Origin of the sequence: Actinopolymorpha rutila (assembly GCF_013407855.1) — a bacterium.
Lineage (GTDB): Bacteria > Actinomycetota > Actinomycetes > Propionibacteriales > Actinopolymorphaceae > Actinopolymorpha > Actinopolymorpha rutila.
Genome location: NZ_JACBZH010000001.1, coordinates 2,738,119 through 2,752,351, shown reverse-complemented (window position 1 = coordinate 2,752,351; position 14,233 = coordinate 2,738,119). Strand labels below are relative to the sequence as shown.

Here is a 14,233-nt window from a genome sequence, read left to right as displayed (position 1 = left end):
ACCCACAGGAGGTAGGCGATGGGGAGGATCCCCCGGCGCTCGGCGATCATCGGCGCCCTCGTCGCGTTGACGCTCACGGCGGCATGCTCGGCTGGCAGCCGCACGACCGGCGACAGCGACCGTAAGGACCAGGGCGACACGCTCTCGGTCGGCTTCATCGCCGAGCCGGTGAGCCTGGACTTCACCCGCAACGACGGCGCGGCCATCCCGCAGGCGCTGCTGGTCAACGTCTACGAGGGCCTGGTCAAGCTGGACGCACACGGCAGGATCGTTCCCCTGCTGGCCGGCGGGTGGAAGGTCAGCGCGGACCGGCGCACCTACACGTTCACCCTGCGAAAGGGTGTGACCTTCTCCGACGGCAGGCCGTTCACCGCGCAGGACGCGGCGTTCAGCATCAACCGTGTCAAGACCGGCTGGACAACCTCGCTGAAGGCCGGCATGGACGTCGTGCAGGACGCGCGGGCCACCTCCCCCACCTCCCTGGTGGTGACGCTGAAGCGGCCGAGCAACCAGTGGTTGTTCGCGATGACCACCCGGATCGGCGCGATGTTCTCGCGTACCGGCGTGTCGAAGCTCGCCACCACACCCGTGGGCACGGGGCCGTACGTGCTCGACCACTGGGACCGCGGCGACGAACTGGTGCTGAAGGCCAGGAAGGACTACTGGGGCACCAAGCCGGCGATGCGCCAGGTGACGCTGAAGTACTTCAAGGATCCCACCGCGATGAACAACGCGATGCGCACCGGCGGCATCCACGTGGTGAGCACGGTGCAGGCGCCGGAAAGCCTGGCGGAGTTCAAGGATCGCTCGAAATATCACGTGATCGAGGGCACCAGCAACGCCGAGGTGGTGCTGTCGTACAACAACGCCAGGCCGCCGTTGACGGACCGCCGGGTCCGGCAGGCACTGTCGTACGCGATCGACCGTAAAGCCGTCCTTGACACCGCCTGGGCCGGGCACGGCACGCTGATCGGGTCGATGGTTCCGCCGACCGACCCGTGGTACGAGAACCTGTCCGGCACCTATCCGTACGACCCGGCGAAGGCGCGGCGGCTGCTCGCCCAGGCCGGGCATCCAAAGCTGACGCTGCGGCTGCGGATCCCCAACCTGCCCTACGCGGTGGCCAGCGCACAGGTGGTGAAGAGCCAGCTCGCCGACGTCGGGGTGACCGCGAAGATCGACGAGCTGGAGTTTCCGGCCCGGTGGCTGGACGTGGTTTTCACCAAGGCCGACTACGACCTGTCGATCATCGCCCACGTCGAGCCGCGCGACATCACCTCGTGGGGAAACCCGGACTACTACTGGCGGTACGACAACCCGCGGGTGCGCGAGCTGCTCGACCAGGCCGACGCGGGCACCCCCGCCGTCCAGGTCGCCCGGATGAAGCAGGTCGCCCGCACCATCACCGACGACGCGGCCGCGGACTGGCTGTTCCTGCTGCCCAACCTGATGGTCGCCGACCCCGCCGTGCGCGGGCTGCCGACCAACGTCGTGTCGGAGGCGTTCGACCTCACCGCCGTGTCCTGGGCGCGGTCCTGACGTCGTGCTGTTCCGCCTCCTGACCCGGACCGGGGTGTTCGCCGGCAGCGTCGTGGCCGCCAGCGTGGTGGTGTTCGCGTTCATGGCGGTGCTGCCCGGCGACCCCGCTCGGGTCGCGCTCGGCGTCAACGCCACCCCGAGGGCGGTCGCTGCGCTGCGGCGGGAGTTCGGCACCGACCGGCCGCTGGTCGCGCAGTACGCCGACTGGGCGCGCGGGTTGTTCGTCGGTGACTTCGGCGTCTCCTACGTCACCCGGACGCCGATCGGACCGCAGGTGCTCGACCGGTTGCTGGTGACGCTGTGGCTGGTCGGCGCCGCCATGGTGGTCGCCGTGCTGGTCGCCGTACCCGTCGGCACCGTGATGGCCGTCCACCACCGGCGGCTGCGGGGGCTGGCACTGTCGGCGCTGAGCCAGCTCGGCATCGCGGTGCCGGCGTTCCTGACCGGGGTGCTGGCGGTCGCGATCTTCTCCGTACGCCTGGGCTGGCTGCCGGCGGGCGGCTGGACTCCACCGGCGGAGGACCCCGGGCAGTTCGTCCGGCAGCTCGTCCTGCCGGCGGGCGCGCTCGGCCTGGCGCAGGCCGCGATCCTCGCCCGCTACGTCCGCACGGCCGTGCTCGACGTGCTGCGCGAGGACTATCTGCGGACGGTGCGCGCGAAGGGCCTCACCCTGGGCCGGGCGCTGGTGCGGCACGGGCTGCGCAACGCCGCCATCCCGGTGACCACCGTCCTCGGCCTGCAACTGGCCACGCTGCTGGTCGGGGCGATCGTGGTGGAACGCGTGTTCGTCATCCCGGGCCTGGGCAGCCTGCTGCTGGACGGAGTGGCCAACCGCGACCTGCTGCTGGTCCAGGGAGTGGTGATGGTGCTGGTCGTCGCGGTGCTGGTGGTCAACTACGTCGTCGACGTGCTGTACGCCGTGCTCGACCCGCGGCTGCGGAGGGCGGCATGACCGAGGCACCCGAGGCGCCCGAGACCGCCGCCGACCGGCGCGAAGGCACTGTCAACCAGCGCGGACGCGGTGTCAACCCGTCCTTGCTTTCAGGCGGAGTCCTCGTCGCGCTCGTCGTCGCCCTTGCCCTGGTGTCGTTCCTGTGGACCCCGCACGACCCGAGCCGGGTGGACGCCGCGCACCGGCTACTCGGACCGGACGGCACGTACTGGCTGGGCACCGACAAGTTCGGCCGGGACATCGCCAGCCGGCTGATGGTGGGTGCGCGGACGACGTTGTTCGTCGGCGTCGTCGCGGTCGGCGTGGCCGCCCTGCTGGGTACCCCGCTCGGCATCTGGGCCGGGATGTCCCGCGGCCTGGTCGGTGGGCTGCTCGCCCGGGTGACCGACCTGGCGATGGCGTTTCCCGCACTGCTGCTGGCGATCATGTTCGGTGCGGTGTTCGGGGCCAGCACGCTCACCGCGATGGTGGCGATCGGCCTGGCGACCGTACCCGCGTACATCCGGATCGTGCGGGCAGGCACGCTGTCGGTGCTGGCCCGGGAGTACGTGCTCGCGGCCCGCGCCGCCGGTCGCCGCGGGCCGGGTATCGCGGTGCGGCACGTTCTCCCGAACGTCGCCGGGCTGGTCATCGTGCAGGGGTCGGTGTCGTTCGCGATCGCCGTGCTCGCCGAGGCCGGGCTGTCGTTCCTCGGCTTCGGCACCGCACCGCCGACGCCCTCGTGGGGCCGGATGCTGCAGGAGTCGCAGGAGTTGTTGTTCGTGCATCCGCTGCTGGCGTTGTGGCCGGGCCTGGCCATCATGCTCGCCGTACTCGGTTTCAACCTCGCCGGTGACGGACTCCGCGACCGCTACGACCCCAGGTCGGTGAGCCGATGACCGCTGACAAGCCGGCGTTGACGGTGGCCGGCCTGCGGATCGGGACCGGCGGCCGCTCACTCGTCCGCGACGTCGGCTTCACGATCGCGCCGGGCGAACGCGTCGGCCTGGTGGGCGAGTCCGGCTCCGGGAAGTCGCTGACCACCCTGGCCGTCATGGGCCTGCTGCCCGAGGGGCTCACCGCGCAAGGCGAGGTTGCGCTGGCCGGAACGCCCGGAAACCTGCTGGACCGCGACGACCGCGCGATGTCGCGGCTGCGCGGGCAGGCGATGGGCATGGTGTTCCAGGAACCCATGTCGGCGCTCAACCCGGTGCGGCGCGTCGGGGACCAGGTGGCCGAGGTCCTGCGCATCCACCGACCGGAACTCGGCCGGTCGGGGGCGGCGGCCCGGGCGGTGGAGCTGCTCTCCGCCGCACGCCTGCCCGACCCGGCCGAGGCCGCCCGGGCGTACCCACACCAGCTGTCGGGCGGCCAGCGCCAGCGAGTCGTACTGGCGATCGCACTGGCCAACGATCCCGCCGTGCTGTTGTGCGACGAACCCACCAGCGCACTGGACGTCACCGTTCAGGCGCAGGTGCTCGACCTGATCGTGGCCGGCACCGCGACCCGCGGCACCGGGCTGCTGTTCGTGACCCACGACCTCGCCGTGGTGGCCACCGTGTGCAGCCGGGTGCTGGTGATGCGGGACGGCGAACTCGTGGAGACCGGCCCGGTCGCGGAGGTGTTCAACCGGCCGCGCCATCCGTACACGCGTGCCCTGGTCGACGCCGCCGACCTGAGCGGATCCACCCCACCGCCGCGTCCGGAGGCCGCCGGGCAGTCTGGCGGGGAGTCCGGGTCGCCTCCGATGGTGTCGGTGTCCGGACTGTCGCGTACCTACCGCCGGGCTCGTACGTCACTGCGTACGCCGCCGTCGGTGCCCGCGTTGCGGGACGTGAGCTTCGACATCGCCGCCGGGCAGCGGTTCGGGGTTGTCGGGGAGTCCGGCTCGGGCAAGTCGACGCTGGTACGCCTGCTGGCCGGGCTCGACCAGCCGAGCGCCGGCACCGTCCACTTCGCCGGTCGGCGGGTGGACGGCGTACCCGAACGCCGGCTGCGGTTCCTGCGCGAGGACCTGCAACTGGTCTTCCAGGACCCGACGGGTTCGCTCGACCCCAGAATGCCGGTCGGGGAGATCGTCGCCGAGCCGCTGGTCGCGCTGCGCGGCCGGGCCTGGCGTACGCACCTGCCCCGCGTGCGCGACCTGCTCGCCGCCGTCGGCCTGCCCGCCGACGCGGCGGACCGCTACCCGCACCAGTTCTCCGGCGGGCAGCGGCAGCGGATCTCCCTCGCCCGCGCGCTGGCGCCCGCCCCGAAGGTGCTGGTGGCCGACGAACCGGTCAGCGCCCTGGACGCCTCGGTCCGAGGTCAGGTGCTGGACCTGCTCGCGTCGCTGGCGGACTCGTTCGGGCTGACGCTGGTGTTCGTGTCGCACGACCTGTCGGTGGTACGCCGGGTCTGCGACACCGTCGCCGTCCTGCACGCGGGTGAGCTGGTGGAGCTTGGCCCGGCCGAGCGCGTCCTCACCCGGCCCGAACACCCTTACACGCAAGGATTGCTGGCCGCGGTGCCCAGCATGTCCAGGGCGCCGGCCGGCGCCACGGCGGGCGAGCTTGCCGGCGAGCGGCCGTATCGCGAACCGTCCTCGTGAGCCGGCGCTGATCCTCCGCGGCAGAATCCGTCAGCCGGCGGATCGATCGGCGGCCACGCCGGTCGCTTCGCCGCTGGTTTCGTCCCCGGCCTGGTCGGCCCAGCGGCTGGTCCAGCGGCGCAGGGGTTTCAGTGCGTCCGGGTCGTGGGCGTACCTGCCGGCCAGGTCGGCCAGCATCATCTGCCCGGCCCAGCGCAGACAGTCGGCCGGGATGGACGCCGCCTGCGGGCCGTAGCCCGCCGCCCAGCCCTCGGCGAGTTCGGCCAGCAGGTCCCGCTCGGCCGTAGACAACGCGGCCAGGGCGGGATCGACGGTCAGCAGCGCGTACGTACGGGCGACGTCCAGCAGCGGATGACCGCGACGGGCGTTGACCCAGTCCACGATGGCGCTCACCTCGTCCCCGTCGACCAGGACGTTCAGCGGATGCCAGTCCAGGTGCAGCAGCGCACCGGTCGACTGGTCGCCGGACTCCCCCGCACCGACGAGGCCGGCCGGCGCCGCGGCGCGCGCGTCGATCGCGTCCATCACCTCAGCGGGCGCCGGGACGCGGTGCAGTTCCCGCTGCGCGGCGCCCATCAGCTCACCCAGGTGGTAGGCCGACCCGAGCCCGGCGCGCAGCACGTCCGCGACGGTCCGGCCCGGAAGCCAGCGCAGCAGAACGACCTCCAGCCGAGCCGTGCCGGCGTGCCGCACCACCTCCGGCACGGGGAGTCCGGCCGAACCCGCCGCCCGCATCGCCGCGAGCTGGGCCGGGATGCCCGAGCCGGGCGCGGTGCAACGCAGGGCGTACGGCGTGTCGGCGTACCACACCTTCCACGTCTCACCGGTCGCGCCGCCGGCAGGTTCGATCCGCGCGTCGGCGGGCAGGTCGATGGCCGCCAGCGCCTCGGTCACCATGGACTCCATGGACTGGGTCATGGCGGGAGGCTACCGACCACTCCAGGTTTGCACCGGTTCGGTCCGAGCAAGGGAGATGCCATGAGCACCGAGAACCGCGACAACCAGGACAACCGGGACCGCCGGGACCGCCGGGACCGCCGGGACCGGACGACCCGGATCCGGGTGGAGCCCAGCCCCAAGCGGGTGCGGGTGATGCTCGGCGGCCGGACCGTGGCCGACAGCGAGCATGCGCTGCTGGTCTGGGAGAAGCCGTACTATCCGACGTACTTCCTGCCCGCCCGCGACGTGCGCACCGACGCGTTCCGGGCGACCGGTGAGCGCGACCACTCCCCCGGTCTGGGGGACGCCGAGATCCACACGGTGGTCGTGGGCGAGCGCGAGGCGCCAGACGCCGCCCGGTGGTACCGCGACTCACCGGTCGCCGAGGTCAGGGACACGGTCCGCCTGGACTGGAACGCGATGGACGCGTGGTTCGAGGAGGACGAGGAGGTGTACGTCCACCCGCGCGACCCGTACAAGCGGGTGGACGTGCTGGCGAGTTCCCGGCACGTACGCGTCGAGGTCGGCGGAGTCACCGTGGCGGAGACCACGCGGCCGCGGATCCTGTTCGAGACCGGCCTTCCGCCTCGCTACTACCTCCCCAAGACCGACGTCCGGCTGGACCTGCTGGAGCCCACCGACCACCGGACGCAGTGCCCCTACAAGGGAAGCGCGAACTACTACACGGTCGTGGTCGACGGCAACCGGCACGAGAACCTCGCCTGGTGGTACCAACACCCCACACTGGAGAGCGCCAAGATCGCGGGCTACGTCGCGTTCTACAACGAGTTCGTCGATCTGCACGTCGACGGGCGCCACCTTCCGCGACCGGAGACGCCGTTCAGCTGAGACCGGCGGGCGAACAAGCCTTCCCGGCTCGCCGACAGGGCCGGTCGGGCCGCGAGCTCAGCGGACGACGTGGCCGGCCTGGCGCAAGGTCTCCTTGACATCGCCGATCCGCAGGTCCCCGAAGTGGAAGACGCTCGCCGCCAGCACCGCGTCGGCACCGGCGTCGATCGCGGGCGGGAAGTCCGAGAGCCGCCCCGCACCGCCGCTGGCGATCAGCGGGATGTCCACCACCCGGCGTACGGCGGCGATCATCTCCACGTCGTAACCCGCCTTCGTACCGTCGGCGTCCATGGAGTTCAGCAGGATCTCCCCCGCCCCCAGCTCGGCTCCGCGCCGCGCCCACTCCACCGCGTCGAGTCCGGCACCGCGGCGCCCGCCGTGCGTGGTCACCTCGAACCCGGACGGCATCCCCTCGGCCCGGCGCGCGTCCACCGACAGCACCAGCACCTGCGAGCCGAACCGGTGGGCGATCTCGGCCACCAGGTCCGGCCGCGCGATCGCCGCGGTGTTGATCCCTACCTTGTCCGCGCCGGCCCGCAACAACCGGTCGACGTCCTCCACCGACCGCACGCCCCCGCCGACGGTCAGCGGGATGAACACCTGTTCGGCGGTACGGCGTACGACGTCCTGGGTGGTCTCCCGGCCCTGAGCGGAGGCGGAGACGTCGAGGAACGTGAGCTCGTCCGCGCCCTCGGCGTCGTAGACCTTGGCCATCTCCACCGGGTCGCCGGCATCGCGGAGGTCGGCGAAGTTGACGCCCTTCACCACCCGGCCGGCGTCGACGTCAAGACACGGAATGACCCGGACCGCGAGGCTGCTGCTGCTCATGCCTCGAAGGTCGGGACGAGCATCGCCCGGCCGACGGTGTGCCCGAACAGGTTGAAGCCGAGCAGTGCCGGGCTCGCACCCTCGGGCAGGTCGAGTGAGTCCACGTCGAGGGCGTGCACCACGAAGTAGTACCGGTGCGGACCGTGCCCGGGCGGCGGAGCGGCGCCGAGGTACTGGCGTACGCCGCCGTCGTTGGTGAGGGTGACCGCGCCGTCGGGCAGCTTGGCGCCGTCCGTCTCACCGGCACCGGTGGGCAGTTCGGTCGTGGTCACCGGGAGGTTGTAGACGGCCCAGTGCCAGAAGCCGCTCGCGGTCGGCGCGTCCGGGTCGTAGACGGTGACGGCGAAGCCGCGGGTCTCCTCGGGGAAGCCGGACCAGGCCAGGTGCGGTGAGGTGTCGGACCCGCCCGCACCGAAGATCCCGGACAGATGCGGCGTCGCCATCGTCTGACCGTCGGCGATGTCGTCGCTGGTCAGGGTGAACTCCGCCACCTTCGGCAGCGCGTCGTAGGGATTGGGTGCCGAGCTCATGGATCCTCCCTCAGCCGGTAGTTCCTTCGTACGGTTGCTTCGTACGCTAGCGCCACGCACCGCGCTTGCGGCCCTCGGCGGGCGGTGCGGTCTGTGCCCAGATCCGCCGCCACGACGCGACCGGCGGCCCGGACGGGTCGGGCGTCTCGCCCCGTGCGGCCCGCCGGGTGGCGTCCCACCAGGAGGTCGCGTCCTCGTCGAGCAGTCGCGCCACGCCCGCCTGGATGCGGGGCGCGAAGGTGCGCGGCGCCTCGCCCTCGGCCGGCCAGATCGGCGCACCGAAGCGGATCCGCACCGGCAGCCGGCCCGGACGGGGCCAGCCGCGCCCGCGCGGCATCGCGGCGTAGGAGCCGCGGATCCCGATCGGGACGACGGGGACGCCGTGCTCGACGGCCAGCCAGGACGCGCCGAGGCGGAACCTGCTGGCCCAGCCGTCCACCGAACGGGTCCCCTCGGGGAACACCACGACGTTCCAGCCCTGGTCGAGCAGGTCGCCCGGGGTGGTCGACAGGGTGCCGCCGCGGCGTTCGATCGGGAAGGTGTTGAACACCATCGCCGAGCCGCTGGCCCGCCACCAGGTGTCGAAGAAGTAGTCGGCCGCGGCCGCGACGGCGGTGCGGCGGCGCCACTCGTCCGGCAGCGAGCACAGGATCAGCGGGGTGTCCAGGTGCGAGGTGTGGTTGGCCACGAACAGGACCGGCGGCTTCAGCGTGGTGAGGACGTCCAGCCCGGCCGTCTGCGGCGTGATGGTGGAGCTCAGCAACGGATGCAGCCCGAACCGCTGCACCACGTCGCGGACGGCGTTGGCGGTGGGCGTACGAGCCCAGGCCGTGGGGAACACCGAGGGCTGCTTGGGCGGCTGGAACGGCTGGGCCGACAACGGCACCAGCGGCCGCCGGCCCCACCGCCAGCCCCGCGCCACGGTCCGCACGTCCTGCGCGGTCTCCCGGACGAAGCGCACGGGGTTCTTGCTGCTCATCCCACCCTCACCGCACATCCGAGATCAGGTGCGGCGGGTTGTGCGTGTAGGTGATCGACGGCGAACGCCCGACCGTGCCGCTCACCATCTCCAGCGCGTCGGCCAGCGTGGACGCGGCCCGGAAGCCCATCCGCTCCACCGCGCGCCGGTCCGCGCCCACCCACACGACGTCGCCCACGTGGTCCATCGCGTGCGCCGCCCAGTACCACATGTAGAACGGGTGCACGCCGTGGTAGGCGTACGACGTGCGGTAGAGGTGGATGTACCACGGGTCGGTGGCGTACTGCTTCTCGAAGCGCTGCTCGATGGTCGCCGGGTCGGTCGACTCCGCCAGCACCTCCTCGAAGAAGTCGACGTAGCTCGGGTGGTGCAGCTGGCTGAACTCGTACGGCACCGGGTGGTAGAGGATGACCGCGCCGCCGGGCCGGACCACCGGCTTGTTGCGGTAGGAGTTGAAGAAGTACCCCAGCCCCATGCAGGTGGCGAGGATGGGGTTCATCACCGCGTCGACGTTGTACGGGCAGAGGTAGGGCACGCCCATGATGAGGACGTCGGACTGGCCCTGCACCTCCACCGCCTGCTGGCGGTAGACGTTCTCGAGGGTCTTCTCGTGCACGGCCTCGGTCTCACCCGCGTGCACGCCGGTGATGCCGTAGGGCGCCTGCATCCCCTGGAACATCTTCCGCTTCAGCTTCGACGGGGCCACCGCCAGCCCGCGCTTGGCGGCCAGCATGGTGGCCTGGTCGCGGACGTTCCACTCCCACTCGCGCTTGTTGAGGAACTCGTACGGCGCGGGGAACACGTCGTTGTTGAGCGTGGTCTCGATCGTGAAGATCTTCAGGTGGTCCTTCAGCAGCCGGCCCATCCGCCAGGCGGAGTGGTGCATGGCCGACTTCTTGTGGTCCATGAAGGACCGCGAGTGGACCATGGTGCGGCTGTTGTGGTGGTGGCGCAGCGAGCGGTAGGACGCCAGGCCGATCGGCACCGACTTGTGCCCGCCGTCCATCGGCACGATGTTGATGTTGACGTACACCAGCAGGTCGGACTGCGCCGCCCGCTTGTTGATCTCGACCTCTTCGCCCTGGTCGGTGGTGCCGATGAACTCGAGGTTGTCGGGGTCCTCGGCGTCGTGGTTGTAGAGCAGGCCGTCCGGCGCGAACGAACGGTAGACCCGCTCGCCGAGGGCGTGCTGGAGCTCGCTCGGCGTCATCCGCCGGTGCAGGGCCAGCGCCGCGATGATCTGCACGTCGTCGACGCCGGCCTCGGCGGCCATCGTCAGCACCTGCTCGATGACCCGCTGCCGGATGTCCGGCCGCTTCATCGGGGGCAGCGGCAGCGACACGTCGTCGAAGGCGATGGTGAGCTTCATGCCCGGCCGCAGCAGCGCCCGCAGCGGCTCGGAGTTCTCCGGCTGCTCCAGGGCGTGCCTGATCGCGCCGTCGACGTCACGCAACCCCGGCAGCGACTCCGGGGAGTAGACCACCCGGGTGCCGAGCGGGAACTTCTCCAGCCGGAACCCCTCGCCCTCGTGGACGATGAGGGGTGGCGTACGGTCGTCGACCTCGAGTACGAATCCTGGTCGGCTCACCTGCTGCTCCTTAGGTCGAACGCCACCTTGACGGTCCCCAGCCGCCCGGCCGAGTGGGCATGGTCGAGCGCCTCCCGCCAACGGTAGAGGGGGTATCGGCCGCCGACCACGCCGTCCAGCGGCGCGCTCGCGGCCAGGTCGAAGGCCCGGGTGAAGGCTTCGCGGCCCTGGGTGGCGTAGGTGCCCACGACCTCCAGCTCCCGGAACCACACCGGCGACAGGTCCGCTCCGGCCGCCGGCATGCCCGACAGCACCACCCGGCCGCCGGCCCGGGTGACCCGAAGAGTCGTGCTGAGGGAGTCCTTGCTGCCGACGGCGTCGATCCCGACGTCCACTCCGCCGAGCAGGAACTCACCGCTGCGTTCGGGGGTCAGCCGGAACGCCTGGGTCGCCCGCCGCACCCGGGCCGGCACCTCGTCGGGCGCCAGCACGTCGGTCGCGCCGAACGCCCTGGCCAGCTCGCGCTGGCGGGGGTGCTTGGCGACCACGCTGATCCGGCCCGCCGGGGTCAGCTCGCGAAGTGCCAGCGTCGCGAACAACCCGACCGCGCCGGCACCGGACACCAGCACCGACCCGCCGTCGGGCACCTGGGCCCGCATCGCCGTGTGCACCGCGCAGGACAGCGGCTCGACCAGCACGGCGCGCTCGTCGGACAGTCCGTCGGGTACGGCGTGCAACTGGCTGCGGTGGGCCACCAACTGCCCGCCCCAGCCACCGCCGGTGTCGGCGCAGTAGCCGGTCTGCAGGCCGGGCGAGACGTGCCCGACCGTGACCCGGTCGCAACGGTTGGTCTGCCCGTTCGCGCAGGACTGGCAGCGCTCGACCCCGCGGGCCGCGCAGGACAGCACCGGGTCGAGCACGACACGGGTGCCGGCGGGGAGGTCCTCGCAGTCGTCGACCAGCTCGCCGACCACCTCGTGGCCGGGCACGAACGGCATCGACACCAGGGCGGAGAAGTACATGCTGGTCTGCCCGAACAGCGCGCCGAGGTCGGAGCCGCAGATACCGGACAGGATCGGCTTGACCCGGGCCCAGCCGGCCGCCGCGGTGCGCGGCTCCTCACGGTTGACCAGCCGCACCGGCGCCGCCGGGCCGGTGAGGATGCCCGGAACCCGGCCGCCCACCGCCCGGGCCGCGATGTAGCGGGGCAGCGAGCGGTACATCTCCAACGCCAGCATCATGAGCTGCTCCCGGAGGTCGCGCCGGGCAGGGCCAGTCGGGACACCGCACTCGAGGTCTTCCACTCCTCCACCGGCCAGCGGCCCTTGCGGGCCTCCCGCCACAGGTGGACGTCGGGGCTGACCGCGACCGGGCGGCCGACGACGCGCAGCATCGGCAGGTCGGAGTGGCTGTCGGCGTAGGCGTACGACTTCGACAGGTCGAGGTCGCGCTGGGCGGCGTACCGCTTCAGCCAGGCCGCCCGCGCCTCACCCACCAGCGGCGGGCCAGACAGGAACCCGGTGCACCGGCCGCGGTCGTCGACAGCCAGGTCGGCCGCCACGATCTCGTCGAACAACGGCTCCAGCGGACGGGTCAGCGGACGGATCGCGCCGGTGATGAGCACGGTGCGGTGGCCGGCCGCCTGGTGGGCGCGCACGCGACGCAGGGCCGCCGCGGACACGCGTTCGAGCACGTGCTGGGACAGCATCTCGTCGACGATGTGCTCCAGCTCGGCCAGGTCGGCACCGGCGTAGCGGCGGTAGACCGAGCGCAGGAACCGGCCACGGTCCTTGCGTTCGGCGTTGAGGAAGCCGGGCATCCGCCGGATCAGCGCGCCGAGCTCGCGGGCCCTGCCCTGCCGGTCCAGCTCGGGCATCCGCAGCCAGAGGTAGGTCTCCACGACGTTGGACGACAACAGCGTGCCGTCCATGTCGAAGGCCGCCACGATGTCCTCACCCGCCGGCAGTTGCGACGCCACGGCCGGGGTGGAGCGCCCGCGCCGGCGGCGGATCACGTCGTACTTGCGCATCGCCTCGGTGACGGCCGGGCAGTGCACCTCGACGAAGTAGTGATGCCAGTCGAAGCAGGTGATGTCGAAGGAGAACTCCCGCTGGTCCTCCAGGTCGAGGCCGTTGTACAGCGCGACGGTCCGGTCGTCGGTGAAGACCAGCTCGGTCTCGAGGTAGGGGCGGTAGAGGTCGTGGTAGCGGCGCAGGAAGTCCAGCCGGCGCCGCTGCTGGTCCAGGTCACGGGCGAACTTGCGGACGCGTTCGCCGCGCGGTGCGTGGGTGATGAGGAAGTCGGCGGCCTTGTGGGCGCGTTCGCCGAGCGCGAGCGTGCGCTCGACCTGCTCACCGCCCGGGAACCGCCACGTCGGCAGGCGTACCGCGCCGCGTTCGCTCATGTCGAACGGGTGCGCGTCGAAGTACTCGTGGACGAGCTCGAACACCATCGCGAACGTGAGCGGGTTGCGCAGGCCCGAGGTCACCTGGAAGTACGCCGGACTGCCCGGCTCCGGTCGTTCCGCCGCGGCGGCCAGGGTGGCGTTGACCACGTGGTCGACCGGCACGATGTCGCACTGGGAGTCCGGGCTCGCCGGGAACTCCGGCAGCTCACCCCGGCCGTAGGCCAGGATCAGCGGCTCGGCCATCTTGAAGCCCTCGATCCAGCCCGGGTGCGGGGTTTCGAGTGCGCTCTCGATGATGCTCGGCCGCAGGATGGTGACCGGCAGCGGTGCACCGATCTCCTCCACGACGCGTTCGCCCAGGGCCTTGGTGAACGTGTAGACGTCGGTCCAGCCGAGAGACCGTGCCCGCTCTCCACCGGCCTCGACCAGCTTGGTGTCCACCCACTCCTTGCGGCGCCGCTCGGTGTCCTGGGCGGAGGTGATCGGCCCGGCCCGGCGGTGCTCCCGCTCGGCCTCCCGGCGCAGCTTGGACAGGACGCCGGGCGCCCGCGAGGTCTCCTCGATCCGGTCCCGCATGGCCTGGCCCCAGCGGGCCTCGGTGCGCCAGTCGGCGGTGTGGTCGACCGGCCCCTCCGGAATCGCGCCGCGACGGCGGCCGGAGACGTACGCCGTGGACACGTGGAGGTAGTGGGCCTGGCTGCCGCTGTCGAGGATGCGGCGCAGCAGCATCTCGGTGCCGAGCACGTTGGTCTGGAACGCCTGGTGGATCGGCGGGTCGAACGACACGTCGCCGGCGCAGTGGATCACCACGTCGAGATCGGCGGGCAACTCCGGAACGTCGGACAGGTCGCCTTCGAGCACACTCATCCGGGCGTCGAGCAGGGCCGCGGTGTCACCGTCGTAACGGGACCGGGCCTGTTCGAAGATCGGCTTGTTGAGCAGTTGCTCCATCCGGGCCCGCCCGGTCAGCGAACCCTTCGGCCGGACCAGCGCCACCACGTGGGTGCCGGGGAGGTCGCGGAGGATGCGGTGCAGCAGTGCCTCGCCGACGAAGCCGGTGACGCCGGTGAGAAGCATCCGCTTCCCGTCGAGTCGCTCCCTGAGCCTCAACTC

At 71.8% G+C, this 14,233-nt stretch carries 12 protein-coding genes; 5 read left to right on the top strand and 7 right to left on the bottom strand.

Translation table 11 applies throughout. The features are described 5' to 3' along the window. Positions 1 to 18 precede the first annotated feature (18 nt). From F4554_RS12315 to F4554_RS12300, 4 genes are read left to right on the top strand one after another with little or no spacing between them, the layout of a single operon-like run. Positions 19 to 1,539, top strand: coding sequence for an ABC transporter substrate-binding protein (locus tag F4554_RS12315; RefSeq protein ID WP_179787508.1), 1,521 nt, complete (start codon positions 19 to 21; stop codon positions 1,537 to 1,539). Between the two features lie 4 nt (positions 1,540 to 1,543). Continuing rightward, on the top strand, positions 1,544 to 2,491 hold the full coding sequence (locus F4554_RS12310) for an ABC transporter permease subunit (RefSeq protein ID WP_179787507.1): 948 nt from the start codon (positions 1,544 to 1,546) through the stop codon (positions 2,489 to 2,491). Then, positions 2,488 to 3,369, top strand: a complete 882-nt coding sequence (locus F4554_RS12305; protein WP_179787506.1) for an ABC transporter permease — start codon at positions 2,488 to 2,490, stop codon at positions 3,367 to 3,369. The genes F4554_RS12310 and F4554_RS12305 overlap by 4 nt, the downstream gene beginning before the upstream one ends. After that, entirely contained in the window at positions 3,366 to 5,060 is a 1,695-nt protein-coding gene (locus F4554_RS12300; protein WP_179787505.1) for a dipeptide ABC transporter ATP-binding protein, read from the top strand. The genes F4554_RS12305 and F4554_RS12300 overlap by 4 nt, the downstream gene beginning before the upstream one ends. 30 nt (positions 5,061 to 5,090) lie before the next feature. Here F4554_RS12300 and F4554_RS12295 read toward each other — a convergent pair whose 3' ends face one another. Then, positions 5,091 to 5,978: a phosphotransferase enzyme family protein gene (locus F4554_RS12295; protein WP_179787504.1), complete on the bottom strand. Its 888-nt coding sequence runs from the start codon at positions 5,976 to 5,978 to the stop codon at positions 5,091 to 5,093. A 60-nt stretch (positions 5,979 to 6,038) separates the two neighbouring features. On the opposite strand from F4554_RS12295, the gene F4554_RS12290 reads away from it, so the two are divergent. Further along, positions 6,039 to 6,848, top strand: coding sequence for a DUF427 domain-containing protein (locus F4554_RS12290; RefSeq protein ID WP_179787503.1), 810 nt, complete (start codon positions 6,039 to 6,041; stop codon positions 6,846 to 6,848). Between the two features lie 57 nt (positions 6,849 to 6,905). On the opposite strand, the gene hisF is transcribed toward F4554_RS12290, so the two are convergent. The 6 genes from hisF to F4554_RS12260 are packed head-to-tail and all read right to left on the bottom strand — an operon-like array spanning position 6,906 to position 14,230. Next, positions 6,906 to 7,676, bottom strand: a complete 771-nt coding sequence (hisF, locus tag F4554_RS12285) for an imidazole glycerol phosphate synthase subunit HisF (RefSeq protein ID WP_179787502.1) — start codon at positions 7,674 to 7,676, stop codon at positions 6,906 to 6,908. Continuing rightward, a complete protein-coding gene (locus F4554_RS12280) occupies positions 7,673 to 8,206 on the bottom strand; it encodes a YbhB/YbcL family Raf kinase inhibitor-like protein (protein ID WP_179787501.1) in 534 nt (177 codons plus the stop codon). Before F4554_RS12280 ends, hisF begins: the two co-directional genes overlap by 4 nt. A gap of 46 nt (positions 8,207 to 8,252) precedes the next feature. Further along, on the bottom strand, positions 8,253 to 9,185 hold the full coding sequence (locus F4554_RS12275; RefSeq protein WP_179787500.1) for a lysophospholipid acyltransferase family protein: 933 nt from the start codon (positions 9,183 to 9,185) through the stop codon (positions 8,253 to 8,255). 7 nt (positions 9,186 to 9,192) lie between these two features. Continuing rightward, positions 9,193 to 10,773 (bottom strand): NPN-dependent hydroxyacid isomerase, LarAH14/15/16 family, encoded by a 1,581-nt coding sequence (gene larAH / locus F4554_RS12270; RefSeq protein ID WP_179787499.1) that lies wholly within the window; start codon positions 10,771 to 10,773, stop codon positions 9,193 to 9,195. Continuing rightward, positions 10,770 to 11,954: a zinc-dependent alcohol dehydrogenase gene (locus F4554_RS12265; protein ID WP_179787498.1), complete on the bottom strand. Its 1,185-nt coding sequence runs from the start codon at positions 11,952 to 11,954 to the stop codon at positions 10,770 to 10,772. Before F4554_RS12265 ends, larAH begins: the two co-directional genes overlap by 4 nt. Beyond that, entirely contained in the window at positions 11,951 to 14,230 is a 2,280-nt protein-coding gene (locus tag F4554_RS12260; protein WP_179787497.1) for an HAD-IB family hydrolase, read from the bottom strand. Before F4554_RS12260 ends, F4554_RS12265 begins: the two co-directional genes overlap by 4 nt. Between the last annotated feature and the right edge of the window lie 3 nt (positions 14,231 to 14,233).